The organism is Bradyrhizobium zhengyangense (assembly GCF_022012555.1).
In the GTDB taxonomy this organism is placed as follows: domain Bacteria; phylum Pseudomonadota; class Alphaproteobacteria; order Rhizobiales; family Xanthobacteraceae; genus Bradyrhizobium; species Bradyrhizobium zhengyangense.
Map to the genome: position 1 here is coordinate 1,057,975 of NZ_JAKLTZ010000002.1, position 26,635 is coordinate 1,084,609.

At 62.4% G+C, this 26,635-nt stretch carries 25 protein-coding genes and 1 tRNA gene; 11 read left to right on the forward strand and 15 right to left on the reverse strand.

Annotated elements, in window-relative coordinates; all coding sequences use genetic code 11:
- Positions 1-11: 11 nt before the first annotated feature.
- Entirely contained in the window at positions 12-491 is a 480-nt protein-coding gene (locus L6639_RS10255) for a MaoC family dehydratase (protein WP_237861254.1), read from the reverse strand.
- 131 nt (positions 492-622) lie between these two features.
- Between L6639_RS10255 and L6639_RS10260 the strand changes: the two genes are divergently transcribed.
- Positions 623-1,537 (forward strand): DMT family transporter, encoded by a 915-nt coding sequence (locus tag L6639_RS10260; RefSeq protein WP_237861255.1) that lies wholly within the window; start codon positions 623-625, stop codon positions 1,535-1,537.
- A gap of 3 nt (positions 1,538-1,540) precedes the next feature.
- On the opposite strand, the gene L6639_RS10265 is transcribed toward L6639_RS10260, so the two are convergent.
- From L6639_RS10265 to rplU, 3 genes are all read right to left on the reverse strand, one after another.
- Positions 1,541-2,134 (reverse strand): GNAT family N-acetyltransferase, encoded by a 594-nt coding sequence (locus tag L6639_RS10265; protein ID WP_237861257.1) that lies wholly within the window; start codon positions 2,132-2,134, stop codon positions 1,541-1,543.
- Positions 2,135-2,267: 133 nt separating this feature from the next.
- On the reverse strand, positions 2,268-2,537 hold the full coding sequence (rpmA, locus tag L6639_RS10270) for a 50S ribosomal protein L27 (RefSeq protein WP_092234086.1): 270 nt from the start codon (positions 2,535-2,537) through the stop codon (positions 2,268-2,270).
- Positions 2,538-2,639: 102 nt separating this feature from the next.
- Complete coding sequence (rplU, locus tag L6639_RS10275) at positions 2,640-3,026, reverse strand: 50S ribosomal protein L21 (protein ID WP_237861258.1); 387 nt, start codon at positions 3,024-3,026, stop codon at positions 2,640-2,642.
- A 339-nt stretch (positions 3,027-3,365) separates the two neighbouring features.
- Between rplU and L6639_RS10280 the strand changes: the two genes are divergently transcribed.
- Positions 3,366-4,529, forward strand: coding sequence for an ROK family protein (locus L6639_RS10280; RefSeq protein WP_237861259.1), 1,164 nt, complete (start codon positions 3,366-3,368; stop codon positions 4,527-4,529).
- A 474-nt stretch (positions 4,530-5,003) separates the two neighbouring features.
- Positions 5,004-5,093 (forward strand) — tRNA-Ser (locus tag L6639_RS10285).
- 326 nt (positions 5,094-5,419) lie between these two features.
- On the opposite strand, the gene L6639_RS10290 is transcribed toward L6639_RS10285, so the two are convergent.
- The 3 genes from L6639_RS10290 to L6639_RS10300 are packed head-to-tail and all read right to left on the reverse strand — an operon-like array spanning position 5,420 to position 9,974.
- Entirely contained in the window at positions 5,420-5,812 is a 393-nt protein-coding gene (locus tag L6639_RS10290) for a hypothetical protein (RefSeq protein ID WP_237861260.1), read from the reverse strand.
- A 6-nt stretch (positions 5,813-5,818) separates the two neighbouring features.
- Positions 5,819-6,805: a hypothetical protein gene (locus L6639_RS10295; RefSeq protein WP_237861261.1), complete on the reverse strand. Its 987-nt coding sequence runs from the start codon at positions 6,803-6,805 to the stop codon at positions 5,819-5,821.
- 1 nt (position 6,806) lies between these two features.
- Positions 6,807-9,974 carry a hypothetical protein gene (locus L6639_RS10300; protein ID WP_237861262.1) on the reverse strand — a complete coding sequence of 1,056 codons (3,168 nt, stop codon included), beginning with the start codon at positions 9,972-9,974 and terminating at the stop codon, positions 6,807-6,809.
- A 316-nt stretch (positions 9,975-10,290) separates the two neighbouring features.
- On the opposite strand from L6639_RS10300, the gene L6639_RS10305 reads away from it, so the two are divergent.
- The 5 genes from L6639_RS10305 (at position 10,291) to L6639_RS10325 (ending at position 16,223) form a co-directional block, all read left to right on the forward strand.
- Positions 10,291-11,430 (forward strand): FAD-dependent oxidoreductase, encoded by a 1,140-nt coding sequence (locus L6639_RS10305; protein ID WP_276576226.1) that lies wholly within the window; start codon positions 10,291-10,293, stop codon positions 11,428-11,430.
- 203 nt (positions 11,431-11,633) lie between these two features.
- Positions 11,634-13,274, forward strand: coding sequence for an FAD-dependent oxidoreductase (locus L6639_RS10310; RefSeq protein ID WP_237861265.1), 1,641 nt, complete (start codon positions 11,634-11,636; stop codon positions 13,272-13,274).
- Positions 13,275-13,296: 22 nt separating this feature from the next.
- Positions 13,297-14,277, forward strand: a complete 981-nt coding sequence (locus L6639_RS10315) for a Bug family tripartite tricarboxylate transporter substrate binding protein (RefSeq protein ID WP_237861266.1) — start codon at positions 13,297-13,299, stop codon at positions 14,275-14,277.
- 84 nt (positions 14,278-14,361) lie between these two features.
- The gene (locus tag L6639_RS10320; protein WP_237861267.1) at positions 14,362-15,633 is read left to right on the forward strand and encodes a DUF2157 domain-containing protein; all 1,272 of its coding nucleotides are present in this window, start codon (positions 14,362-14,364) and stop codon (positions 15,631-15,633) included.
- Positions 15,630-16,223, forward strand: a complete 594-nt coding sequence (locus L6639_RS10325) for a GDYXXLXY domain-containing protein (RefSeq protein ID WP_237861268.1) — start codon at positions 15,630-15,632, stop codon at positions 16,221-16,223. Before L6639_RS10320 ends, L6639_RS10325 begins: the two co-directional genes overlap by 4 nt.
- Here the strand turns inward: L6639_RS10325 and L6639_RS10330 are convergent.
- On the reverse strand, positions 16,220-17,641 hold the full coding sequence (locus tag L6639_RS10330; protein ID WP_237861320.1) for an aminotransferase-like domain-containing protein: 1,422 nt from the start codon (positions 17,639-17,641) through the stop codon (positions 16,220-16,222). The two genes, L6639_RS10325 and L6639_RS10330, sit on opposite strands and share 4 nt — an antisense overlap.
- A gap of 109 nt (positions 17,642-17,750) precedes the next feature.
- On the opposite strand from L6639_RS10330, the gene L6639_RS10335 reads away from it, so the two are divergent.
- On the forward strand, positions 17,751-18,611 hold the full coding sequence (locus L6639_RS10335; RefSeq protein WP_237861269.1) for a DMT family transporter: 861 nt from the start codon (positions 17,751-17,753) through the stop codon (positions 18,609-18,611).
- Between the two features lie 10 nt (positions 18,612-18,621).
- Here the strand turns inward: L6639_RS10335 and L6639_RS10340 are convergent, their stop codons facing one another.
- Together L6639_RS10340 and L6639_RS10345 are read right to left on the reverse strand one after the other, a co-directional pair.
- A complete protein-coding gene (locus tag L6639_RS10340) occupies positions 18,622-19,836 on the reverse strand; it encodes an EAL domain-containing response regulator (RefSeq protein ID WP_237861270.1) in 1,215 nt (404 codons plus the stop codon).
- 699 nt (positions 19,837-20,535) lie between these two features.
- Complete coding sequence (locus L6639_RS10345; protein WP_237861271.1) at positions 20,536-21,699, reverse strand: hypothetical protein; 1,164 nt, start codon at positions 21,697-21,699, stop codon at positions 20,536-20,538.
- A 340-nt stretch (positions 21,700-22,039) separates the two neighbouring features.
- On the opposite strand from L6639_RS10345, the gene L6639_RS10350 reads away from it, so the two are divergent.
- Positions 22,040-22,660 (forward strand): LuxR C-terminal-related transcriptional regulator, encoded by a 621-nt coding sequence (locus L6639_RS10350; protein ID WP_237861272.1) that lies wholly within the window; start codon positions 22,040-22,042, stop codon positions 22,658-22,660.
- Positions 22,661-22,708: 48 nt separating this feature from the next.
- Here the strand turns inward: L6639_RS10350 and L6639_RS10355 are convergent, their stop codons facing one another.
- The 4 genes from L6639_RS10355 to L6639_RS10370 all read right to left on the reverse strand — a co-directional run bounded on the left by L6639_RS10355 (position 22,709) and on the right by L6639_RS10370 (position 25,231).
- Entirely contained in the window at positions 22,709-22,957 is a 249-nt protein-coding gene (locus L6639_RS10355) for a hypothetical protein (protein ID WP_237861273.1), read from the reverse strand.
- A 97-nt stretch (positions 22,958-23,054) separates the two neighbouring features.
- Complete coding sequence (locus L6639_RS10360) at positions 23,055-23,450, reverse strand: Hpt domain-containing protein (protein WP_237861275.1); 396 nt, start codon at positions 23,448-23,450, stop codon at positions 23,055-23,057.
- A 180-nt stretch (positions 23,451-23,630) separates the two neighbouring features.
- Complete coding sequence (locus L6639_RS10365; protein ID WP_237861276.1) at positions 23,631-24,335, reverse strand: Crp/Fnr family transcriptional regulator; 705 nt, start codon at positions 24,333-24,335, stop codon at positions 23,631-23,633.
- Positions 24,336-24,520: 185 nt separating this feature from the next.
- Positions 24,521-25,231, reverse strand: a complete 711-nt coding sequence (locus tag L6639_RS10370; protein ID WP_237861277.1) for a Crp/Fnr family transcriptional regulator — start codon at positions 25,229-25,231, stop codon at positions 24,521-24,523.
- A gap of 514 nt (positions 25,232-25,745) precedes the next feature.
- Here L6639_RS10370 and L6639_RS10375 point away from each other — a divergent pair.
- Positions 25,746-26,153 carry a response regulator gene (locus L6639_RS10375; RefSeq protein ID WP_237861321.1) on the forward strand — a complete coding sequence of 136 codons (408 nt, stop codon included), beginning with the start codon at positions 25,746-25,748 and terminating at the stop codon, positions 26,151-26,153.
- Between the two features lie 122 nt (positions 26,154-26,275).
- Here the strand turns inward: L6639_RS10375 and L6639_RS10380 are convergent.
- A partial coding sequence (locus L6639_RS10380) for a hypothetical protein (RefSeq protein WP_237861278.1) occupies positions 26,276-26,635 on the reverse strand: 360 nt, incomplete at its 5' end.

Here is a 26,635-nt window from a genome sequence, read left to right on the forward strand (position 1 = left end):
GCGCGCGCTTCTTACGCCGGCCGGCGCCGGATCAGGAATTTCTGCGTGCCCTCCAGCACCAGCTCCTTGCGCTGGTTGAACACAGTACTCCGAAGCGTCACCGTGCCGGTCGTGCGGCCCGGCACCAGCTCGGTGACCTCGAGCGCCGGGTAGATCGTGTCGTCGGCGAAGACGGGTTTGAGGAACTGGCTCGACTGCTCCAGGAAGCCGACCAGGGACTCCTCGACCATGAACGGAAACAGGCCGGCGCCGGGCGCGGTGTGGATCAGCGTCTGGAAGCCGTGGGCGAGCAGATGCGGCATGCCGCGGGCGCGGCAATATTCCACATCGTAATGCACCGGGTGGGTGTCGCCGCTCGCGGTCTGGAAGGCCGCGAACACGGCGGTGGTCTGGGTCCGGCTCGGCAGCACGAAGCGTTCGCCGACCACGAAATCCTCAAACCAGCGTTGCGCCGTGATCATGCGGTGTTGAGCCGGGTCGAAGTCGGTCATGACTAAAGCTCTTTCTTGGCTCTCTATTCGCGGACCGCCTATCGCTACCGCGATGCCAAGGGTGCGACAATCCGTTCAATTCGGCTTGCGTGGGCTTGTCGCGGCGGTCTGCTTCATTAAAACGGCGCTCGATGCCCTTCTTCAAGAATCTCTCCGCCTATGACGACCGCTCGGCGCGCCTCGCCGGCATCGGCCTCATGGTGCTGTCGATCTTCATGTTCTCGTTCGGCGACGCCACGGGCAAATTCCTGGTCGGGACGTATTCGGTGGGGCAGCTCTTGTTCCTGCGCGCCTGCGCGGCGCTGCTGCTGCTGTCGCCGATGATCTGGCGGCAGCGTCATCTGTTCCTGCATCTGGAACGGCCGCGGCTACAGCTGGTTCGCGTCGTGCTGTCGACGCTGGAGGTCGCCGCCTTCTTCCTGGCGACGGTCTATCTGCCGCTCGCCGACGTCGTCACCTATTATCTCGCCGGTCCGATTTTCGTCACCGCAATGTCGGCGATCTTTCTGGGCGAGAAGGTCGGCTGGCGGCGCTGGACCGCGATCCTGATCGGGTTCTGCGGCGTGCTGATCGCGCTGCGGCCGTCGGCGCAGATGGTGAGCCTGCCGGCGCTGATCGCGCTCGGCGGCAGCCTCTCCTTTGCAACCTTGATGCTGATCACCCGCAGCCTGCGCAAGACGCCCGACATCGTGATGGCGTCCTCGCAATTCATCGGCACGCTCTCGCTGGGCGCCGTGCTCTCGGCCTTCCACTGGGTGCCGCCGACGCCAGGCAGCCTGGTGTTCTTCGCGCTCGCCGGATGCATCTCGGTGACGGCGCTGTTCTGCGTCAACCGCTCGCTCAAGCTCGCGCCGGCGAGCGTCGTGGTGCCCTACCAATATTCGATGATCGTCTGGGCGGTGATCTTCGGCTTCGTCGTGTTCGGCGACGTGCCGCAAATCGCCACCCTCATCGGCGCCGCGATCATCATCGGCGCCGGGTTCTACATCTATCTGCGTGAGCGCGATCTGGGCCGCGCGAGCGGAGACGTGACCCCGCCAGCGTAGTCCCTACCTCATCCGCCGCGCACTGCTCCAGCTCTTCAGCGACGACCACACGCCGCGTGACAGGCGGAAGCAGTCGACCGGTGTCGACGAGCCCAGCGCCAGGAAACGGTGCAGCTGCACGCCGCTCCATTGGAAGCCGCACTTCTCCAGCACGTTGCGCGAGGCGGGGTTGGTGACGCGCGCCCCTGCATAGAGGTGATCGTCCTCGAACTCCTCGAAGAAGAAGTCGATGGCGCCGCGCGCGGCCTCGGTGGCAAAGCCCTGGCCCCAATGCTCGACGCCGAGCCAATAGCCGAGCTCGGCATTGTCAGGCGTGGAGCGGTCGATGCCGACCATGCCGACCGGCCCGCTGTCGTGCTCGATCAGGAACACGCTCTCGCTGCCGAGCTCGGCAGTGGCGCGCACGAATTCGACGGCATCGTCCTGCGAATAGGGATGGGGAAGGCGGCGGGTATTCTCCGCGACACGGCGGTCGTTGGCGAGGCGGGCGATGGTGTTGACGTCGGCGAGGGTCGGCCGCCGCAAGGTCAGCCGTTCGGTGGCGACGACGCTGGGTCTCGCCTCGGCCAAGGTCACGCTCGAAAAGTCCTGCAACATGTCCGGCTCCGTCAAAGTCACAAACGAAAGGGGAGGCCGGTTTCCCTGCCTCCCCTGGAGCCTTCGATCTCTTCGATCTCTAGAACTCCGCCGGTTCGGTCAAGGACCCGGCGGACTCCAAATGATCCACCGTCTATTCAGCAGCCTCTGCAAGCGGGAGTACCGCTACGAAGGTGCGGCCATTGGCTTTGGCCTGGAATTCAACACGACCCTCGATCTTGGCGAACAGCGTGTGGTCCGTGCCCATGCCGACATTGAGGCCGGGATGCCAGGTGGTGCCGCGCTGACGCGCAATGATATTGCCGGGAATCACGCGCTCCCCGCCGAACACCTTGATGCCAAGGCGCTTACCCTTTGAATCGCGACCGTTGCGCGATGAACCGCCTGCTTTTTTGTGAGCCATGGCTCGTCTCCGAAATCCTGCGTATCTCTAGGTCAATTCCTTGACGGAATCATTTCAAAACGTCTCACGCCTCAATTCGTGAATGGGCGTGATCGGTTTCCGTTACTCGGCAGCTTCCGCTGCCGCTTCCTTGGCAACCTTTTCCTTCTTCGGACGCGGGCCCTTGGTGGGCTTGGCGCCGTCAGCCAGGATCTCGGAGATGCGCAGGACCGTGATCTCGTCGCGATAGCCGCGCTTGCGGCGCGAATTCTTGCGGCGGCGCTTCTTGAACGCGATGACCTTGGGGCCGCGCTTGTGGTCGAGCACCTCGACCGCAACGGAGGCGCCGGCCACCGTCGGAACGCCCAGCACCGGCGTGTCGCCGCCGAGCACCAGAACTTCATTCAACTGCACGATCGAGCCGACTTCGCCTTCGATCTTGCCAACTTCCAGGACATCATCCGGCACGACGCGGTATTGCTTGCCGCCGGTTTTGATGACTGCGAACATCGTTTTTTTCCTTCGTGTTCAATCCCGGCCTCATGACATCAGTCAGGGGCCGGCTTTTTGTCAGTCGCGATGGGTTTATGCGTTTTGTGCGGGCAAGGGTTTGAAGAGCATTATCCCCTTGAAAACCCACGCAAAAACATGCGGCGCGAGAAACGCCCCGCGCCGGTTGTGCGGACTTATAGCCTGATAGGGCGAAGAGTCAAGGAAATCAGCCGAAAAGAGCCCGGATTTGAAGGATTTGGGCCAATTCCGCGCCCTCAGCTGAATCTCGGTGCGCGTTGCAACCAACGGGTTCCCGTCCCGTTGTCCCCGCAATCTGGCATTCGGGCAAGGGCTTCCATGGCAACGGACGAACTGGTCAAGACGACGGGCATCGCCCATCACGGCGCCGAGCGGCTGCCGTCGGTCGACATCGACAGCTTCAACATCGAGATCAAGGACGAGGACGGTTTTCTCGGCGACCGCGCCAGCAAGGGCGCGTTCCGCGAGATTCTCGACCGCTGGCGCAAGCCGCTGCGCAAGACCGGCGAGGACCCGTTCGGCAAGGAGCCGTCGGAGAACATCAGCAAGAAGACGCTGGATGCGATCCTGATCAGCGACGACGTCGAGGCCTCCGCCGTGGTGCACAGCGCGATCGAGGAGTTCGCGCAGGAGCTCGCTTACGTCACCCGCCGCTTCCTGAAGACGAAAGCCTGGGCCAAGACCGAGCGCATCGTGGTCGGCGGCGGCTTCCGCGATTCCCGGCTCGGCGAGCTCGCGATCGCGCGCACCGAGATCATCCTCAAGGCCGAGGACTTCAAGATCGACATGGTGCCGATCCGGCATCATCCCGACGAAGCCGGCCTGATCGGCGCGCTGCATCTGGCGCCGTCGTGGATTTTCGAGGCCTATGACAGCATCCTCGCGGTCGATATCGGCGGCACCAACATCCGCTGCGGCCTGGTGGAGACGGGCTGGAAAAAAGCAAAAGACCTCTCGAAGGCCAAGGTCGTGAAGTCGGAGCTGTGGCGGCACGCCGACGACGAGCCGACGCGCGAGGGCGCGGTGAAGCGGCTCACCAAGATGCTGAAGGGCCTGATCACGGAAGCCGAGAAAGACGGCTTCAAGCTCGCGCCCTTCATCGGCATCGCCTGTCCCGGCGTCATCAACGCGGACGGCTCGATCGAGAAGGGCGCGCAGAATCTGCCCGGCAATTGGGAGAGCAGCAAATTCAACCTGCCGGCGAGCCTGATCGAGGGCATCCCTGCGATCGGCGAGCACGACACCGCGATCCTGATGCACAATGACGGCGTGGTTCAGGGCCTCTCCGAGGTGCCGTTCATGCAGGATGTCGATCGCTGGGGCGTGCTCACCATCGGCACCGGCCTCGGCAATGCGCGCTTCACCAACCGCCACAGGGACAGCGGCCAAGGCAAAGATAACGGCAAGGACCGGGATTCCGCGGACGGGAAGAAAAAGGCCAAGGAAAACAACAAGGAGTCGGCCAAGGCGGACAAGGAGTAACCTTGACCGGTTAGGTTAAGGACCGGATTGCGTTGCGGCGCGACAGCCGCTCGCTAGGGTCGAGACGTCGCCTCAAGCGGGCCTGCGAAGCCGCCCTTCCTGGCCAGCATTTCGATTGAAGCGGCACGGGACCGCCAGTGTTTACCGCGTCTGGCGGTCCCACCCCGTTTTTCGTTCTTCGCCTCTCCCGCGCGCGGGAGAGGCCGACACGCCCCGGGGCGATGCGCAAGCATCGCCCCGCGCGTGGCGGGTGAGGGTTCTCTCCTCTAGGGGATTGTCCCGTCGGCGCGCGCCCCCGAGAAAACGCCTCAAAACAAGAATCCGGAACTCCGTTCGCTCGCCCCGGCCCCGCCTCCAGCCCGAAAGCCGGCAAAACAACCCCCCGATTTTCCCCTTTCGCGCCTTGCCCGGCCCGCCATCCTCGCTTATGAACGCCCCCAACCACAGGGGCCCTGCCTCTACATGGCGCCTTCAGGAGAGGTGGCAGAGTGGTTGAATGCACCGCACTCGAAATGCGGCATAGGTGCAAGCCTATCGGGGGTTCGAATCCCTCCCTCTCCGCCATAACCTTTGTGATGACTTAGTCCTCGGAGGCCGATTTTATCGAGCCGCCGGGAATTGATGGTGTGGCACTGACAATACTCAGGTTGCCGTACCAGGCCCCGACAGAAAGCCCTGAAATCGCCGACGACAAACTGTTCAAGGATGCAGATCGTCCGGCAGCTTCTCGCGCAAGGTTGACATTAGGCAAGATCATATGCCCGACCGATACGGGCATCATCGGGACCTACTCGCGAATCTTAGCTCGGTCAGCTGCAAAGTTGGTCTTGAGAAACCAAAATAGGCCTCTACGCGCGAGATCGCGATCGAGCGTATGAGTGGGTCAACGATTAAAGCTTGTTGACCAACACCTTCATCATGGGGGGCAGTTGATCGTCACCGACGCTGGCAACAAGCGCGCTGAACAGTCGAATGCGCGAGATTTCGCGCTCGACCTGCCTGAGCTTCGGAAGAATGGTCCCGACGGTCAAGCCAGTTGCTCCGATGACCGCCGTTGCATGTTTGGGATTGTCCAGAAGAAGCCAGACCACGAGAACAGCAAAGATGAACGCGATCGCGAGAATGCTCAGCCAGATAATATACTGCTGCTGACATCTTCGCTCGACGACATCGAGCCGCTCCTTGAGTGCTTGCCGATCGATTTTGGATTTCGTGGCGCCGGCAGGCGCGATCACGCTGTCAAATTGCTGGAGAACGTCGCGAAGCGTATGTGGCTCGCCCATTTGAGATCACCTTTTTAGAAAACCGGATAGACGCTTGATGAAACATTCCTTCCAGGAAAGCTGAGCGTGATCAGGCTCCGCTCCGCGCAGGCGTTCCAACACTTCAAGCCACAATTCAGGGTAGCTGGGCCGCCCGGGGCGAAGCAGGGCAATGACCGTGCTGTAAACCTCGAAGAATGTGAGGGGGAGGAGTATCTCTTCATTCCCCAGAACGCGGAGTGATGGAGATGCCAGCGCCCGCTGCAAAATGGTTGAATGACAATTCGCAAGATGGATGCAACCAGCAAACGCGGAGAATCCAAAATCGGCCACCTGTGTTGGAGAGAATAATCCGTCCCGCAACTCGAGCCGGTTTCCGCTTATCATCGTCCCGACGAGCCAGGTATCGATCGCCCGCCGATTGAGTTCGCTTAGCTCCTGGTGCATCAGGCCAACAGAATCACTTCCCTGAAAGTCCAGGTCGAACAACGCCTGTTCGGCCTCAATGGCCGTCGTTAGTCGTTCGGCCAGTGCCGCGCGCGTGCTGATTGGTTCCGCGCTGGACTGTTCCGCGATGCATTGCACGGCTGATAAATCCGTGGCCTGGCGGATCAATTCCGCCATTTCATCGGTGCTGTCCTGTAGCCGGTTTGCGACTGCCACTGGATCGATAATGTCTCCAGCCAGCACCTGATGTCCTTTCCAATGCCCAAAAATAGTAATCGTACGAAATCCGTCGCGGAGAACCCGTCGAACCTCCGCCGACGAGGCGTTTTCGATGATTTTGACACCCAGAGGCTCCACCCGCTGCCGACAAATTTTCCAGGCGTCCGCCACCGGACGAAAATGTGTCTCAAAAACCGCCTCCGGCAGAAGAAAGTCGGCGCCTTCGATTGATCGTGCATAATCGTGATGGTCCAGCGAAATCAGGTCGGCTTTGACCTCTTCCACCGTCAACGGAACGGCGAGCAAAAGAACGCATTCTTGCGGGGATGTCGCCCCAGCAATGCCCAACTCAACCTCGCTTTCGACCCGACAAAGAGGTCAAATCTTCCGTTATGACAGCGTCGAATGTGGTCGTTTGGAAGAAGAACTGTACATCCTTGATCTTGTTGCCGTTGACCTTGAGGTTTCGCAGCCGATCAATCAACTGCTGAACGCCCTCGCGGAACGAACCCTTGAGGTCTGTCACTTGGGCTGCATCAGCGACGGTCTTGCCATCGGCCGGGCTCGCAGCAGCCGGCAATTCTATGTCCAGCCGGCCGGTCATGTTGGCGGATGGCGTTGCCGCAGCTTCCCGCGGGACCACCAATTCGAAGCTCATCAATGCGTCCGACTTGGTGGGTGCGGCTACGGCCTTAATCGTTGCGCCTCGCCAGTTCACAGCGAGATTCAAATGCAGATATGCCGCCTGAACTTCCGCTTGCTCCGGGACCCTGAAAGAGTCGCCGTCGCGGGCCCGAATCCTGACCTGATGAGCATCCTGGACGTTTCGCTTGAAGATGAGCAGCCGGCTCTCGGGAGGGCCGCTCTTTCCCGTACCACCAGAGTTTCCTGATCCACCGCCGGCCCCGCGACGCCAGGGAGGCTCGCTCGCAGCCCCGGCGTTGGTTGTGCCTGACGGTGGGGGCGGCAAAGGCGGCCCATTCCCAGAGGCCATTGTCCGCTGGAACGCCTCCACCTGATCTGCGGCGAAATCCCGGAAATAGATTCGATACTCCGTGCCCTCTGGGGCCTGTTTTATCGCCATGGCGACGCTCTCACGCAAAGAGCTCTGACTGAGCGCTCGCATTTCCTGCCCTGAGCTGCCGCAAAATACGCAGATCACGACAAAGTCGTTGCCGTCCTTTACGACGATCACGGACAGATTGAGCTGCTTGGCGAAGGCAACGGCATCGGCTCTCAGCGCGACCGCGGCTTGATTCGGGTAAAGGCCGACCTGCCGCAACGGCTGCAAATGACCATCACTAAGAACGGCCAATCCGCGCCCCGCGGAGGGCGCGCTATTGAGGTTCAGCGCGGCAACAACGTTGCGCGGAGGAAATTTGTTGGCGAGCGTCTTTTGAAGTTGCGCCTGAATAGCATCGTCGCTCGTTCCGTTCGCCGCCTGCTTCTCGACGTTGCGTGCAACGACTCCGGCCTTATCCGCATCGGCGGGATTTAGAACGATGACATCTTCGTTTCCGCGGCTCAGCAATTTCGAACTGCCGCGTGCGACCGCGCTATCGGTCTCGATGATAGCGGTCTTTCCACTTAGATTGTGGCCGCCAACTCCGCCTTGCAGATTCGACGACAGCACCACGCGGGCCGTTTGAATATAAGAATCCGGATCTTCGGTTTGATCCATGCTGTAGATCGCAAACACATCGAGGCGGTCATCGTCTTCGACTGCGCCAAGCATTCGAGCACTTTGAGCGAAATAGCGTGAAGCCAGTAAGGCGGCGGCGTCCTCCAGTTCGCGAGGTAAACTGCTTGTCGTTCCGAAGCCGAAATCAATCAGGGCGTGAGCGGTAAGGTCGGGATCGACGTTGCCGACTCTTTGTCCGAGATTTCGGTCAAGCAGGAAATCGGTCAGAGCTTTGCGGAATGCAGGTGAGCCGCGCTGATAGGCGGCCCCCGTCAACACGCCAAGCGCTATTGCTTGCTTGCACGCGTCCGTGCTTCGGAACTCACCGGCAATCACAGCAATCTCGCAGCTGTTAGCGAGTGTGCGCTCGTCCACGGCGGCGAGGTTGAGGGTTGCTTTGAGCAATTTTTCGATTTTTGCACGCACCGATTCGACGTTCGCCGCCGCAGCCTTGTGGATAGGCAAGGCCGTCGATAGGGGGTGATCTCGCGTGCTCTGAAAAATGACCTGATAGGAGGTCACTCTGGCAAGCAACGGGTCGCGCAGGGTTCGAAAATATGTATATCCGTCGTCCTCGAATGGTCCAAATACGGCATCATATGCCGGCTGGCTCTCATCCTTGTATATGACCGGAAGCGAACCGGAATTCAGAGAGGCGAGTGTTTGCCAGGCTGTTCCGCCGTTCATGGGGTGAATCATCAGCGAATACGCGCCGGTCGTATTCCAGTTGAACAAGGTCTCTTGGATTTTCGGTTCGCGCGCTTTAGCCTGTTGCATGATCGGCTTCCCGCCGAAGGGAAACGTACCAGGAACTGGATAGTCAAAGCCGTGGTACTGAACGGCGCCTGCCATCGACCACGATTTCAGCATCTGATCGGTCAGGTTCAAGGTGCTGCCCAGCTCCGAATTGATCAGCTCTGGCGACAGATAGATAGGCGCCCAATCGCTGCCCGCGTATTCTCCCTTCTCCAGGCGGCCGGCGAAGAGCTGATTGCGTTCGTAACTCTGTGCAAGCTCCGCCTTGTCGGTGGTCGCGAGCAAATTGGCGGTCTCGAACCGCAGCGGCGGCATCGCTTGGAGCGAGGTCTCTCTTTCTCTGCCGATCAAGGCAAGATGAGTTTCTCCGACGCGGATGGCTCCCACGACGAGATCGGAGTCGAGTGCAAATTTCCGGAAATCTGCCCGGTATTCTTCGAAGTTGCGGCTCCTTTGGATCAGGAGCAAGACGATGCCTCGCTCCGTGGTGAAATAGGTGCCTGTCCGGTTTTGCTGGACCAGTTGGGACAATGTCGCCGGGTTCGCCGCAGTGAACTCCACAGGCAACAGTTTCATCGTTCCGTCGACCAGCCAGCCCTTGAGTTTCGTATGGCGAATGGAGACGTTTAGTGGGGCTGACCATTTCTCCGCTGGCTTCAGGTTGGATAGATCGAGGATCGGCGCCTTGTAGGTTGTGCCCCACATTACCTGGGCCAAGTACCCAATGTCGTCATTGAGAAGTTGTGGGTCACTGTACCCATTGAGCGAGACAACGAGATCTTCGACCCATCCTCCGAGACCGACGCTCTTTTTCTTGATTTCGATATCGCCGAGGTGATCGCGAAAGATTGATTTCAACACCTGCGGATATGACTGCTTCTGAAGCGTATCGGGTGGTGGTTCGCTGATGATGAGCAGGCAATGGCCGGACGCATCCACTTTGGAGAGTGCGATGGTCTGAACGTGGTTGGGATAAATCTTGCGGAACGAATTCCATTCGTTCTCGCCTATGCCTGCCGCGCAAGCGGTAGCAGCAGATATGATGTTCAGCGTCAAAGCGAGGATAAAATAAACTCGCATAATGAGTCCTCCGGTGGGTAGAGGAATCCTAAAAATCTACTGGTAAGAAATAAAAACAACTCTTGATAGTAGCCAATGTTTGGCGAACGTCAATATAGTTTCTATTTTCGGTTGATGCTTTGTGTCGAGTAGCCGGGCACCGGATGTTTCGCCGAGCAGGTCGTCAATGACAGGAGCCGACCTGATAGCGCTGATGCGGCCCATTGATCTGTGACCGCGTTATCGATGCCGGCCGTAATCGCCCTCCCGTAAACCTTGCAAACACGCGAAATCATCAGGATGATCGACGCGTCATAGCATCGCTTGCGAGGCCTTCATGCGAAAATGCGAAGTCGCCGTGCTGGGTCTGGGGCTCATGGGCGGAGCGGCGCTGGGCGCATTGCTGGATGCCGGCGTCGATGCGCTCGGCTTCGATCCGATCGCAGCAGGTTCGGATCGAGGCTCGTCGCATGGTTCATGTCGCATTTTCCGTCGCTTCAATTTCGAAAACCCCAACTACACCAGCCTGAGCGACGAGGCTCATGCCGGCTGGATCCGGCTGCAGGCCGAAAGCGGTCAAACGGTTCTGACGGAAACCCCTATTCTGGAGGCCGGCCGCCCCGGCTCCGCCATGGTGGCGTCCTCGCGCGCGGCCGCGATCGCGACAGGGCGCCCGGATCCGAAGATGACCGCTGCTGTCGCGAACAAGGAATTTCCGGCTTTCAACCTGCCCGACGACTGGGACGTCGTCGTCCAGGACGGTGCCGCGATCCTGCACACCGCTACAGTCATGAAACTGATGCGCGCACGCGCTCGCGACCGCGTGATTCCGGAACGCGCGAGCTTCACGCCGCACCACGACGGCGTGTCGATCCGCACGGATACCGAAGAGTTCTTCGCCGAGCGCGCTATCCTGGCGCTGGGCCCATGGCTCGGTCGCGCACTCCCGCAACTCACCGCGTTGCTCAACGTGACCCGACAGGCGGTCGGCTGGTTCGCGCCTGCTCGCCCCGACACGGTGGTTTCAGGTCGTTTCCCGATCTTCATTCTGGACCGAGGTCCCAACGACATGGTCTACGGCTTTCCGGACTTCGAACAGCGCGGAGTTAAAGCTGCGCCTCACAACCACGGGCCCGTGGTCGGCCCCGACGATTGGGGTCCGCAGGCCAGCGATGCCGAACTCCGTCCCATCGGCGAAGCATTGGCCGCCCTCGTCCCGGGCGCGGCCGGCCCCATCATCGATCGAGACGTCTGCCTCTACACCAACACCGCGCCCGCCGACATCAGGCTGGACGCGGGCGAGGAATTCATCATCGATCGCTGGCCGGAGTCCCGCCTGATCGTCTGCTCCGCGTGTTCAGGCCATGGCGCGAAGTTCGCGCCCGCCATCGGGCAAAGGCTTGCTCGCCTCGCCACCGATCCGTCCTACGAAGCAGAACCCTTCTTTCAGCTGTCCCGATATTCTCAATTCGCCTGAGCGGACCCTGCCTGCTGAGACCCCTGCCATGATGCCATCATGCACCTGTTTTGCCCGACGGAACAAGCAAAAGTTCTGAAATTCCGCAATTGTTGGCAAAAGTCCTTGGCCTGACGTAGGTTGGCTACTGTGCATGGGGTTGTTTTCGACTTTCGAGTGCGTGCAGGCGGCCAAGACCGCCGCGCGAGGGAATGGAGACTGATATGAGGACACAGGTCCTGGTCGTGGGCGCCGGCCCCGTCGGATTGACCGCGGCGATGGATCTGGCCTCGCGCGGGATCGACGTCGTCGTCGTGGAGATCCGCCATGCCGGCGATCCGCCCAACGTCAAATGCAATCACGTCTCGGCCCGCTCGATGGAAGTCTTCCGCAGGCTCGGCGTCGCCGCCAGGCTGCGCGATGCGGGCCTGCCCGCCGACTTCCCGAACGATTGCTCCTACCGCACCACGGCGACCGGCATCGAGCTCTGCCGCATCGACATTCCCTCCCGCGCACGGCGCTACAGCGCCACCGGCGGCCCCGACACCTGGTGGCCGACGCCGGAGCCGCCGCACCGGATCAACCAGGTTTATCTCGAACCGATCCTGTTCGCTCATGCCGCAGCTCAAGCGCGCATCACCATTCTGGCGCGCACGGAAATCACCGACATCGCGCAGGACGACGACCATGCGGTCGCGCAGGCGCGCAACCTCGACAGCGGAGAGATGTTTCGCATCGAAGCGAGCTTCGTGATCGGCTGTGACGGCAGCCGCTCGCTGGTCCGCAAGGCGATCGGGGCGAGCCTGTCCGGAACGCCCGTGATCCAGCGCGTGCAATCGACCTTCATCGAAGCCCCGCAGCTGAAAGAGCTGATGGGCGCGCACATCAAGGCCTGGATGGTGCTCTCGCTCAACCCGCGGCGCTCGGGCACCACGGTTGCCATCGACGGTCACGACCGCTGGCTGATCCACAATCATCTCAAGCCCGACGAGCCCGAATTCGATTCGGTCGACCGCGACTGGTCGATCCGCGCCATTCTCGGCGTCGACGCGCGCTTCGAATACAAGATCCTCAGCAAGGAGGATTGGGTCGGACGCCGGCTGGTCGCCGATCGCTTCCGTGATCGCCGCGTGTTCATCTGCGGCGACGCCGCGCATCTGTGGATGCCCTATGCCGGTTACGGCATGAATGCGGGCATTGCGGATGCCGTCGATCTCTGCTGGCAATTGGCGGCGCATCTGAACGGCTGGGCGCAGGCCGCGATCCTCGACGCCTATGAGGCCGAGCGCCAGCCCATCACCGACCAGGTGTCGCGCTTTGCGATGGACCATGCGATGAAGATGATGGCGCAGCGCGGCGGCGTCTCCGCGGAGATCGAGGACGACACGCCGCGCGGACAAGCGGCGCGCGCAGCACTCGCGAAGGCGGCCTACGATCTCAACGTGCAGCAATATTGCTGCGCCGGATTGAACTTCGGCTATTACTACGACGCCTCGCCGATCATTGCCTATGACGGCGAGACGCCGCCGTCTTATGCGATGGGCAGCTTCACGCCCTCCACCGTGCCGGGCGCCCGCGCGCCGCATTTCTTCCTGCGCGACGGACGATCGCTCTACGACGCGTTCGGGGAGGGCTATAATCTGCTGCGGTTCGATCCGGCGATCGACGTCGGGCCATTGCAATCAGCCGCAGACGCGCGCCGCATTCCGCTGGCGCTGATCGACGTCGCGCCCGACGAGGCCGGCGGCGCCTATGCCGAGAAGCTTGTGCTCGTCAGGCCCGATCAGCACATCGCCTGGCGCGGGCAGGCGGCACCGGCAGATGCGCGCGGCCTGCTGGCGCGTCTCACCGGCGCGGCGGCATAAAAAAGAACGAGGGAGGAAATACGTGCTTCACGTTGCAAGGCGCCACATCCTGGCCGTGCTGACCGCGGCGACTTTCGCCGCGCTGCCGCTGCAGGCGGCTGACGCGGCCTATCCCGAGCAGCTGATCAAGATCATCGTGACGTTTCCGCCCGGCGGCAGCGCCGACACCGTCATCCGGGCGCTCGAGCCGGTGGTGACCGCCGAGCTCAAGCAGAGCCTGGTGATCGAGAACCGCGCCGGCGCCGGCGGCAATATCGGCATGGCGGCGGTCGCGCAGGCGAAGCCCGACGGTTACACGCTCGGCGTCGCGCCGGCGGGCGCGCTGACGGTGAACCCGCATCTCAATTCGTCGATGCCGTTCGATCCAAAGGATCTCGCGCCGATCACGCTGCTTGCGGAGATTCCCTTCGTGCTGGTCTCCTCGGCGGGTGTCCAGGCGCACAATGTTGCGGAGACGGTCGCGCTTGCGAAGGCAAAGCCGGGCGCGCTGTCGATCGGCCATGGCGGCAATTCGACGGCGATGCATTTGACGGCCGCGCTGTTCATGCAGAAGGCCGGGGTCGACATGGAGCTGATACCGTATCGCGGGACCGCGCCGGCAACCGTCGACGTCCTCGCAGGGCATATCCCCTTCGCGGTGCTGGATATCCCCGCGTCGAGGCAGCTCATCCTCGAGGGCAAGCTCAACGCGATCGGTGTCTCCGCGGGACGGCGCCTGGATTCGCTGCCCAACGTGCCGACCCTTGCCGAGGGCGGCCTTGCCGGTTTCGAATCCATCGGCTGGTTCGGGCTGGTGGCTCCGGCGGGAACGCCTGCCGACATTGTCGTCAGGCTGAACCAAGCCTTCACGAAAGCCCTGAAAGACCCTGAAGTGGCCGAGAAGATCCGAACCCTCGGTGCAGAGCCCGCGCCGAATTCGCCCGAGGAGTTCGGCCGCTTCATCCAGAGCGAAAGCACGAAATGGGGCAAGCTCATCACCGAGGCCGGCATCAAGGCAAACTAGGCGAGGGGCGGTGATAGGTTGAACCTGTCACCGGCGCGATCCGACCAATAAGCCGCGTCCGGCAGAGCCAGGTGATTCACGACCATGTTTGACAAGGCCTACCGGCAGCGCCTCGAAGCTGACCTTGCGCAATGGGAAGCCGAAGGTGTCATCGCGCCGGCCGCTTCCGCCTCGATCCGCAACGCGCTGCCGCCGCTCTCGCCGGGTATCAATATCGCGGTGATCGTTGCCATCGTCGGCGGTTTGCTGATTGCGGCCGCCTTCCTGGCTTTCGTCGCCGCGCATTGGACGGAGATCGCGCGCCTGCTGCGGTTTGCGATCCTGCTGGCGGGCATGATCGTCGCCGGCGGTCTCGGCGCGTGGTTCGCCGCGACGGGCCGCAGCGTTCTCGCCGATCTCTGCGCAAGCATCGGCGCCATCGTCTTCGGCGCGGGCATCGCGCTGGTCGGCCAGATGTACCATCTCGGCGACGATTTTGCCGGCGGCATGCTGCTGTGGTCGATCGGCGCATTCGCGACGGCGCTGCTGACCGGCTCGCGCGGCGCGCTAGCGGTCGGCCTGGTCGCCGCCTGCTTCTGGACATGCATGCGCGTCTACGATGCACCTGATGTCCTGCATCTTCCGTTCCTGGCGGTCTGGCTGATCGCCGCCGCTGTGGCGTTTGCCTGGAATTCCCGCGTCGCGGCCCATCTCGTTGCATCAGCAATGCTGCCGTGGTGGGTCGCCACGTCGATTCGCTTCGATCTCGACGGGATGCAGCCGTCGTTCCTGCTGGCTGACGGTGCGGCGCTGCTGTTCGGCGCCGGCCTCGCGATCGCGGCTGCGCCGTCGCCCAGGGCGCAGCGGCTTGGGAGTGTTCTGTCGATCTACGGCGCGTTTTCGCTGGCCGCCGTTGCCTCCCTCGAGGTGATGACGATTGACGACATCATCCGCTTCCGAACCGGCACGGTGCCAGCCCAGCCGCATTGGGCAATCCTGTGTGGGGTTGCGGGTGTGGTTCTTGCACTCGCCTCCGCCGGCGTCACAAGGCGCGCGGGTGAAATCCTCGTCGCATGTGCGATCGGCCTTGTGCTGGTTGCCGCACCGATCTGGCCGGCATCCGCAGCCGGAGAGCCCTGGTTCGCCTATGCCGCACTGCTCTGTGCCATGCTGTGCCTCGTCGTCTCCGGCGTGCTCGATGATGTCAGTCCGCGCATCGTTGCCGGCTGGCTCGGCATCGCCGGCGTCATCGCGGGCATCACGTGGGCCGTGAAGGGCTCGCTGCTGCGCCGCTCGGCCTTCCTGGCGGCGGCCGGTGTCATTGCTGTCGTCTTCGCAACCGCGCTCAATCGCATGCTCCCGAGGGCCGGGCGATGATGAAGCTCACCGCATTCTGGCAGCGTATCCCAAAAGCCGTGCTGTTCGGTGTTGCGATCCTCGTCCAATGCGCGCTGCTCGTCCTGATGGTTGCCGATCGGATGCAGATCCTGCGCGAGGGGCGCGAGGTCACCTTGCAGACGCGGCCGCTCGATCCGCGTGATCTCCTGCGTGGCGACTACGTCACGCTCGGCTACGACATCACGCAACTGCCGGCAGGCGCACTCGCCGGCCAGCCGTCTGCCGAACGCAATCCCGTCGTGTTCGTCAAGCTGGCGCCTGACGCCAACGGCCTCTATCAGGCCGTCTCGGTGCATGCCGCGCCTGTCGCCGTCACGGCGCCCGAAATATTGATCCGCGGCCGTGTCACCTATTCCTGCGGCTCGAACGGCCGCATCTTCTGCGAAAAGCTGACGATCAGATACGGCCTTGAGAGCTATTTCGTGCCGGAAGGCGAGGGCAAGACGCTCGAGCAAGCCCGCAACCAGCAGAAGCTGCGCGTCGTCGCCGCCGTGCTGCCCTCAGGCCGCGCCGCCATCAAGCGGTTGCTGCTCGACGGCGAGCCGATCTATGAGGAGCCGTGGTATTAGCGGCTGGCTTGTGCCTTCAGCGCCCGCCGCAGTACGTCCCACATGCCCAGGTCGTTCATGTGCGCCACGTTGAAGCGCAGGAAGTTCTGCGCGGTCTGCGCCACGCTGAACACATTGCCAGGTGCCAGCACCACATTCTCGTCGAGCGCGGCGCGGGCAACGGCCGTGGCATCCTGTCCGTCGGCGAGGCGGCACCACAGGAAGAAGCCGCCGCGCGGCATCAGCCAGGGTTCGATACCCAGTGTCTGAAGTTTTCGTGCGACGTCGCGCCGGCTGCGCATGAGCTTTTGCCGGAGTTCGTCCATATGCTTGCGATAGCTGCCGCCGGCCAGAACTTTTGCGATGATCTCGGTCGCGACCGGGCTCGGGCCGCCAAAGCTGGTTGCGACCTGCAGATCGACGAGATGCTCGATCCAGTCGGCCCGCCCGGCGATGTAGCCGCAGCGGACTGAGGCCGAGAGTGTCTTGGAGAAGCTGCCGATCCGGATCACACGGTTCAATCCATCGAGCGCGGCAAGGCGCGGCGATCGCTCCGGCTCGAAATCGCCAAAGATATCGTCCTCGATGATGGTGAGATCGTGCGCGGCGGCCGCGGTCAGAAGCCGATGCGCAGTCTGAGGCGAGAGCGTCGCGCCGGTCGGGTTGTGCAGCGCTGAATTGGTGATGTAGAGCCGCGGCCGTTCGGCTCCGAGGATTTGCTCGAAGCTGATGACATCGGGGCCCGACGGCGTGTAGGGCACGCTGACGATCTTCGCCTGATGTGCGCGCAGCAGCGCACGGAAGTTGAAATAGCAGGGATCGTCGACCAGCACGGTGTCGCCGGGACGAAGCATGAAGCGGCAAATCAAATCGGTGGCTTGCGTGCCGGAGCCCGTCAGCATCAGCTGATTGATCGTGGCCTCGATCTCGTCTTCCGCAAGGCGCGTAAGCAGCAGCCGGCGCAGCGTGAGAGAGCCGGAAGTCGAGCCGTAGTTCGTCAGCACGCTGGTGTCGCTGCGGGCAAGCGCGCGGGTGGCACGCCGCAGCGCCGCTTCCGGCATCCACTGCGGCGGCAGCCAGCCGCAGCCGGGCTTCGGCACGCTCGCATCGGCATCGAGCGATTGCCTGGAGACCCAGAACGGATCGACGGCCCGGTCGCGGCGCGGCTCGTCCTCGGTCAAGGCGAGCGGCGACGTGACCGTTGGCGAGACATAGAAGCCCGAGCCGCGACGGGCGCGGATCAGCCCTTCGGCGGCGAGGCGATCGTAGGCCTCGACCACAGTGGATGGCGAAACGCCGATCGCCGCGGCGAGGCTGCGGATCGATGGCAGGCGGTCGCCGGCACTGAGCGCGCGGCCGGCCACCTTGGCGCGGATCGCGCTCATCACATCGATGGTGCGCGTCCCGCCGCGCCCCTTTGTCTGCGCCTCGCCATCCAAGGTGTATGACCTTCCATACCCATACAGTTTTGCCAGATTGTATGGGATTGTCACTGGTTTTGCCATCGGCGCGGGCCGAGGATCACCGCCCAAAAAGGGTCAGACGGACATGCAATCTGCGGCCAGCGGCTGGGGCAACGGGCTTCTCGGCGTCATCATCTTCAGCGGCTCATTGCCGGCGACGCGCGTCGCAGTCGGCGGCTTCTCCGCGCTGTTCCTGACCTCGGCGCGCGCGATCATTGCCGCGCTGATCGGTGCGGCCGTGCTCGGCCTGGTGCGTCAGGCGTGGCCGCATCGGAAGGATCTTGCCTCGCTCGTGATCGTCTCCATCGGCGTCGTGGTCGGCTTCCCCTTGCTGACCGCGCTTGCGCTTCAGCACATCACCTCGGCGCATTCGATCGTCTTCATCGGCCTTTTGCCGCTGTCGACCGCGATCTTCGCCGTGCTGCGCGGCGGCGAGCGGCCGCGTCCGCTGTTCTGGCTGTTCGCGATCCTCGGCAGCGCCACGGTCGCGGGCTTTGCGCTGTCGAATGACGGCTCGGCCTCGCTCACCGGCGATCTCTTGATGATCGCCGCGATCGTGCTGTGCGGGCTCGGCTATGCCGAAGGCGCTGCACTGTCGCGACGCATCGGCGGCTGGCAGGTGATCTCCTGGGCACTGCTGCTGGCGCTGCCGCTGATGCTGCCTGTCATGATCTGGACCTGGCCATCGGCATGGAGCGGCGTCGGTCTGCCCGCCTGGATCGGGCTCGCCTATGTCTCGATCTTCAGCATGTTCGTCGGCTTCATCTTCTGGTACCGCGGCCTCGCGATCGGCGGCATCGCCCGCATCGGCCAGTTGCAACAGCTCCAGCCGTTCTTCGGGCTCGCGCTGGCAGGCTTCCTGCTGCATGAGCCGGTCGCATGGAGCATGATCGCCGCGACGGCGCTCGTGGTCGTCTGCGTCTTTTTCGCGCGGCGATACGCGTGAGGCTGTCGTCTCACTCCTGTCCCATCACCGTCCGCGTCAGCGCGCTTCTGGCAAACTTCTTCAGCGGCATCGGCTTGCCGAACAGATAGCCTTGCACGAGGTCGAAGCCGAGCTCGTTCACGGCCATCAGGTCGGCCCGGCTCTCGACACCTTCCGCGACGGCGCGCGCGCCGTAGCCCTGCGCGAGCTCGACGATGTGACGGCACACCGTGCGCTTCAGGCGGTCATCGGCGCAGCCGGTGACGAATTGCCGGTCGGCCTTCAGCTTGATGAAGGGAATCTTGTCCAGCCCCATCAGCTCCGGCCAATTGGCGCCGAGATTGTCGACCGACAGGCCGATATTGTGGAAGCTCATCTCGCGCGCGATCTCGGTCAGGAAATGCAGGTCATGGATCGCCTCGTTGCTGGCGATCTCGATCGTCAGCCCGCCAAAGGCGGGATGCATCGGCATCCGGCGGCAGAGATCACGTACGGCCTGCGGCTCCTTGAGGTAAGGCGTAGGCAAGTTGATCGAGAGGTCGACCGCGCTCTGCCGCTCCAGCAGATAGTGCCAGTCCTGCAGGGCGCGCTCGATCACGAACTCCGACAAATCGCGGAAATGCGGATCGTGTTCCTCCGGGATGAAATAGGCCGGCGGCACCACGCCCCAGGTCGGGTGGCGCATTCGCACCAGCGCCTCGGCGCCACGTCGGACTAGCGAGCGCGCGTCGATTTTCGACTGGTACCAGAGCTCGAGCCAGCCCGCATGCAGGGCCTCGCCGACATGTACGGCCGGGCTCGGGGCCGGCTCCTCGGGCAGCAGCATTGCGACACGCTCACGCAGCGTGTCGGCGGCAAAGGGCGTGGTGAGCGGCGGCAGCATCGAAAGCCCGTATTCCTCGCCGACCTGCTGCACGGCCTTCACGATGATCGAGTCGCGCGCACCGACAGCGAGCACCTTGCCGTCGAAGCCTTCGCGCACCAGAATTTCCAGGAACTGGCCGGGCTCGATACCGTCGGCGGCGATGCCGAGCAGGATCAGGTCCGGCAGTTCGGAGGCCAGCATGGTCTGCAGCTCGCTCGCACCGCTGCATTCGCTGGTGACGAAGCCGAGATCCTCGAGCACCTCGCTCATGAAGGCGCGCAGATGGCGCTTGCTGTCGGCGACGCACGCGCGCGGCATCATCTTCCGCCGTCCGAAGGTCCTTAGCCTCCTGCCGGCGAGCTCACCAATCCCATCGTTCATCTCAGACCACTCCCGTTCCGTGACGGTGTGTTAACGGGATGGGGGGCGTCAAAATATGGAGAGCTTCACGCGAATGTTGAATTATCCGGGTAACGTTAAAGCCCGCAACATTTGTAAAATTGTTCGGATTCTCTTCGAGAAGTTTTTACATCCGCCTGCGCGATGCACGCCGGTGCGCGCTGAATCCGGTGAAAGCTTGCGAGGAGCGGATCGTCGTTGCGCGCAGTCGGTGTCCTGCAATTGGACGAAGCCAATGCGCACCTCGCCCAATTGAATAATGCCGGCCTCAATTGGCCATGGCTTTGTCGTGTTAGGCCATGCCGGCCGGTTCATAGTCATACGTCGGATAGAATTCTGTGCGGTACGGACCCCACGCCGTATTCTCGACGATGCGATTGACCTCGCTCAGCCACGCCCGGTCCGCGAATTCATTTTCACGCGATGCGCGCGTGTTCCGCCGTCGCGCGTGACGGTTATGCGACAAACTCGCCTGGTCTGACCGCGGGCGAGTGTGAAGCACCTCACACGTCTGATGCTGCTCTTGCGCTATTGCTGCGCGCAGCCGGTGGTGGGCTGTCAGGGATTGCAGCTATGTCGATGCGGCGGATGATCTATTGGTGGTTCAGGTTCGTGATGTCGGGGCGATTTCTCGATCGCTTCCTGACGCTGCCGCACACGCCCGAATAGAATCTCGAGGAATCAAGTCACCCCGATCAATTTACGGAACGCCGCCGCGCCGTCCTGCACGGCGTCGCGGCCCTTCCAGGCCAGATAGCTCAGCTTGCCGCCCAACGTGTCCTGGCTGCGCAGCCGCCGCGAGCCGAGGATGTGACCGACATTGGCGGGGAAGCGGCTGACCTCGGCCGCCACCAGCGCGGCGATTGCGTCCATCAATTGCTGAAGCCGGACGCCCCATTCGCATCGCTCGATGCCGTCGATGCGGATCTTGAGCGAATGTTCGGCGTCGTAGATTTCGGTGAGCAGGTCGCGCGCAACCAGGAACCGGTTATGGCGGAGCGCGATCCGCAGCGCGAGCCGCTTGTCGTCGAGCCGGTCGAGCACCATGGGAACGACGCACGCGTAGGGCGACGTCGCAACCTCGTCAGCGTTCTTGCTCGCGGCCGCCTTGGTCGCAAGGTATATGAGCCGCCAGAACGTCTTCAGACGCCTCGCCACCAACGCGAGCGCAAACGGCAGCGCTTCGGGATTGGCTTTCTTGAAAGCGTCTAGTCGCGCGGTGATCTGCGCGACCTGGCCGTCGTCGAATTTCGTGATGGTGTCGGGCAGCTTCGCGTCGAATTTCGGCAGCGCGTCGCCGGCGCGCAGCACCTGCAGCATCTTCTTCACGTCGTCGAAGGCGGTGCGCGAGGCCGTGTATTGCGCGAGCTTGGCGCGCGCGAATTCGGTGCTCTCCGCCGATGCAAGCGTGTTCTCGAGCACCTTGACGACCTTGCCCTGGAAGATCGTCGCGATCTTGAGCACTTCCTTGGGATTGTTGGCGGTAACCTGGTCGTTGATTGCCTTGACGTAGTCGCGCGCCATGGTCGGTAGCAGGTCGCGGCAGATCCATTCCCAGATCGGGGTGAGCGTGTTGCGCGAGATCCGTCCCGCATTGGCGTGCTCGGGCGCGCCGTCGATCAGCAGCAGTTCGAGTGGCGCGAAGAAGTAGCGCGACGGATTGGTGGCGCGCGCCTGGGTCGATCCATCCTTGCGAAATTCGGCGCGCAGCTTGGCCTGGATCTCCGCCGAGCCCGGCATGTCGATGCCGCAAGCTTCGAGCCGCTCGAGCTCGCTCAGCAGACAGCTGCGCGACAACGGCGTCAGCTTCTGCAGGAACTCCGAAAGCTGGTCGATCTCGTCCATTGCACGCAGTCTCTTGCAGCGTTTCCAGCAGGCCCTGCCGGCCCCATGCATGGAGGCATTTGCGCGCTCTCAATTGTGACACAGAGAAGCAAGCTGCCGTTAATTTATCCGTAAAATGCGGGACCTTGGGGATCGACCAGCGCTGCTCTCGTTAAGGATGTCTTTGGAAATTGCCTATGATTTAGGCAGGTCCAGCAACCTTTACGGAGGCTCAAGGGGTGCGTCGCAAGCATAAATTGTGCCTGCGCCGGTATTCCGGCCCAAAACTGACAAATTCACCGTAGTCTTACGGAGCAGAAAGTTAACCACAGACTGCCCCGGGTTCCGCTAAACGAGTCACATGGGGTCACAGAACGATACGGTTGCTGATTCGCGGCCGTCGGAAAGGTTCGAAAGCAGCACTTCTGCGCCTGAAGAGCTTGATTTCGTCCGTCTGAATGCCGCCCGCGCCAAGGCGGCCGACGAGATGGCCGCGGCCATCGCGCGCGAGCTCAACGGCCCCCTGACCGCGCTCCTGCTCTATATGGGCGAAATCAAGCATCACAGCGATCAGCTTGCGCCCGTCTCGAGCGACCGCGCCTATTTGCAGCAGGTGGTCGAGAACGCGCTGGCCCAGACCGAGCGCGTTTGCGGTCTGGTCAAGCAGCTCGCCGGCTCGCACAAGACCGGCTTGCCCGCTCCGTCCATGACCGAGGATACCGAGTTGCAGGCCGGCCGCGCGCCGCAAGCACCGCGCGAGGCGGCTTCCGAGCTCTCGAGCCTGTCGGGCAAGCGGCTGACCAAGCGCGAGCGCGAAGTCCTGAGGTTGATCAGCGAAGGTTTTTCGAACAAGCAGGGCGCACTGCGGATGCAGATCAGCCCACGCACTTTCGAGAGCCATCGGGCCGAAGCAATGCGCAAGCTCGGCGCGCGAAACACCGCCGACCTCGTCCGCGCAGCGCTGTTGCACTCGATCGATTGAAGCCATCGTCTTGCGGGCAGCCCGAGGCGCGATGACTTTTTTCCCGCTTTAGAAATAATCTTCCGCGAAGGGACGCACGCGCGAATTGGGCCGTAGCATCTTCGGCTCTTCCTTCGGCGTATTGGGGATGATGGTGATGGTCCAGCGCGGCGGGATGGTCGCTTCCTGCTCCAGCACCGAGCGGACGAAACCCGTCACCGTGGACTCGCCCGCCTTCACCGTGGCCATCCGGCCGTTGAACTGGGCGATGCGGAAGCGGCGGACCTCTTTCTGATCCGCGGTCTCATAGGTGAACATGGAAACCCTCCTGGTTTCCGGCGACTATCGCCACCTATGATTAGTCATCTGTGAAAATTGTAAACCGTATAAGTACGGCGGGGCTGTCCGGGGACCGTCAATCCTGCGATTCCTGCGCCTTTGCGCCAGCAAAGGCCGCATCCAATTGCTGCAGAAGATCGTCAAATTCGGCATTGCCGAGTGCGCCGGCCGTGCTTTCCAGCAGCGAGGCCAGCGTCGCCAGGCGAAGATAGCCAAACGTCCGGGCGGTGCTCTTCAGTGAATGCGCTTCGCGCCCGATCCTGGCCCGGTGCTGGTCGAGCGCCAGTGTGTGAAACAGCTTGAGCCGCGCGATGGTCTCGTTCCAGAACACCGCGCGCACTTCGCTGGCGCCGTCCTCGCCGATTTCGCGCACCAGCGCGTCGAACGCGCCAAGCTCGCGCAGCGGTTCAGGCTCGCGCAACGGCGCGGCGTCGAGCGCGCCATGCGCGGGGGCGAAAGCGGCGTCGATCATGTTGTCCCGGTCCCCGTTCTGCGCCTCGCGGGTGATCCTGGCCCGGTGCTGGGCGGCGCGAGGCGTCCGGGAACATCTACGCCAATCCGATTTCAGTTCTGGTGACGAGACGCGCGGTGTTTGCAGGTCGCTGTAAGCACCCGTTTTACCATGGGCAGCGCCGGCGCCGGTGGCCCGCCGTCAGGGCCCGAGCAGCCGGTCGTACTGGGCCTTGACCGTGGCGTAGCATTCGCAAGCCGCCTGGCGCAGCCCCTCCAGATTGAGGATCTGGATGTGTCCGCGGCTGTAGTGGATGAAATTGGCCTGCTGCAAGGTATTGGCGACCAGCGACACGCTGTTGCGCCGTGCCCCGATCATTTGCGCCATGGCCTCCTGCGTCAGCAGCAGCCGATAGTCGCCCGACAGATCATGGGTGTGGAGCAGGCAGCGGGAGAGCCGCGACTCCACCGGGTGCGCCGCATTGCAGCCGGCGGTCTGCTGAACCTGCGCGTAGACTGCGAGCCCATGGCGCGTCAGCAGCGTCCGCAGGCTGGAGCTCCGGTCAGCCGCCATGCGCAACCGGTCGAGGTCGATCACCGATGCGACGCCGGGAATGAGCACGATGGCGGTGTTCAGCGCGCATGCATCGCCCATGGTCGAGAGTGCGCCAAGCAGGCTGTCGCGGCCGATCATGGCGACTTGCACATGCTCGCCCTTGGCGAGCTTCACGACCAGCGAGATCACGCCGCGGTGCGGGAAGTAGGCGCGCTTGAGTGTCTCGCCGGTCTCGACCAGCACGGTGTCATGCGGAAGATCGACCGTGCGCAGATATGGGCGGATCAGTTCATGATCGTCTGTCGACAGCGCCGACAGGAACCCGTTGGATGGGCGCACTATCGTTTCCAAGGCTGCCTCCCGTCTCGTCAGTCAAACAATCTCTGTTCGAAATCTATTCCTCGCTTAATAACAAGTTCCATCTTGTTCCCAGGGGGACAAGTTGGCAATCGCGGACATTACGGATCTGTGCGACCTTTTGTTTCTTCGTTGCCTTGTGTGCACTCCAGAATACCGGCGCGGAGTCGTCGTCGGCATCATGGCGGTAGTCCCAAAAGCCGCGCGTGATCGGTCTTCGCGGCGAAATAACAGTCGCAGGACGTGGCCTGCAGGGCGCGCAGATCGGTGATCTCGATCTGGCCCCGGCTGTAGCGGATGATTCCGGCGCGCTGCAGCGCATGCGCGACCAGTGAAACGGCATTACGTCGTACGCCCATCATCTGGGCCAAGGTTTCCTGCGTCAGCGGCAGAGTTTCCCTGTCGGAGAGATCGTGGGCGCGCAGCAACCAGCGCGCCAGCCGCGCTTCGACAGGGTGCAGCGTATTGCAGATCAGGGATTGCTGTGCGCGCGCGAACAGGGCTTGCTCGTGCCTGATCACCAGGCCGCGAAATGGAACACTCGCAGCGGCAACGTTGCGAAACGCCGAGATTTCAACGGCGGATGCGGCCCCCGGGAAGAGCACGACGGCATCTGACACTGCGATTCCATCGGCGAGGGCTGCGCCGCCGGCGACGACGCCATCGCGTCCGATCATCGCCACCTCGATGATCTGTCCTTCGGAGAGGCTCACTGCGATCGATACGGCTCCGTCGTGCGGAAAATAAACATGTCGCAACGCCACATCCGCTTGGCTCAAGACAGTTTCTCTGACCAATTCAATCGTGACGAGGTGAGGACGCAACAGATCGAAGCTTGCTGTGTCGAGCATTTGCAGCAGCTGGTTGGGCGGTCGGCCGCTCGCGGTCATGTCAAAGCAATCCAACGCAGGCTATGAGATGTCGGCGTCGGGCCCTCGACATCTAGTTGCGCGCCGACTAAAATATATTGTAATGGTTGCGTTGCTGTCCATATACCTGTTGGAGGGCAGACAGCTTGCCGCATTTGCGGCGGAAATAAGAACTGCGCGCTGATTCGTGCGCACCCGGCGAGCCAGTCCTGCGTCTCGCCCCGGGAAAGTGTGGCAGGGGGCCTCATGAGCCGGAAACGGGCAACCGACGGCAGCGACTGCATCCGCCCTTCCATCGGATATTCGCCCGTCCATGCTGTTTCGCTCGTTCGCCGATTCTTTTCAGCCGTCGGACATTGCTTCGCGCCATCGCGTGGCCTGGCCACAGCTATCGCCTTCATCCCGTTCGCATGTTGCGCGAGGCCGGCCGCGCGCGCGGCCATCACGATTTCAATACAAGCGAGAGGAGAACGGCGTGCGCCACGATTCAATTATTGAATCGCCGAAGCGGGAAATTCAAACGATGACAGAAAGTCTGCGTCATATTCTCGTTGTCGACGACGACCCAATGGTGGCCATGGCCATCGAGATCTATCTCCAGCGAAACAATTTTCGGGTGACGATTGCGGACGGCGGAGAGGCGGGGCTCCGCGCTATCGAGCACGAACAGTTCGACTTGATGATTGTCGACATCTTCATGCCGCACATGCGCGGCTTTGAATCGATCCGGCTGTTTCATGACTGCGCGCCCGCAACGCCGCTGATCGCGATGTCCGGCTATGCCTTCGCAGATCTGAATTCGCCGGCGCCCGACTTTCTGAGGATGGCGCTCGAGCTCGGCGCGGCGCGCTGCCTGCGCAAGCCGTTCACGCCCGATGCGCTGCTGGCAGCGATCAGAGACTGTCTCGCCGAGCACCATGCCGCCGCTGCGCGGCTGGGTTAGTGCGTTATTGTTCGCAACGCCCGGCGGGTAAGAGTCCGTTTACCGCGAGCGCGGGTCGTGCTGATGTCGTCGGCACATTGACCGACGGTCGCACATGCAATGCCGATCGCCGGTGATTTGATTCAATTGGCGCGGCCCTTACGCATCCCGAAGACATCGCCGGGATTTTTTGCGTCCGTCGTGACGCCGTTATCTCCGCGTTTACCTATCGCGTTTCCGGGTTGAAGCTGGGTTCGGGATTTGCCGAAAACCGCTGTCGCACGCAGTCGAACCGCAAATTTCTCTTCAATATCCGTATTAGCACGGAGGATGAAATTAACGGGACCGTGAAAAGGGTTGTCTAACGATCTAGGAGCGGACTTCCGCCGATTCCGGGCGTCGAGGTCAAGCTCAGTAAGGCGTTGCTCATGGATGATCTGTTGCGGGAGTTTCTGACGGAGACCAGCGAGAGCCTGGACACCGTCGACAATCAGCTGGTGAAG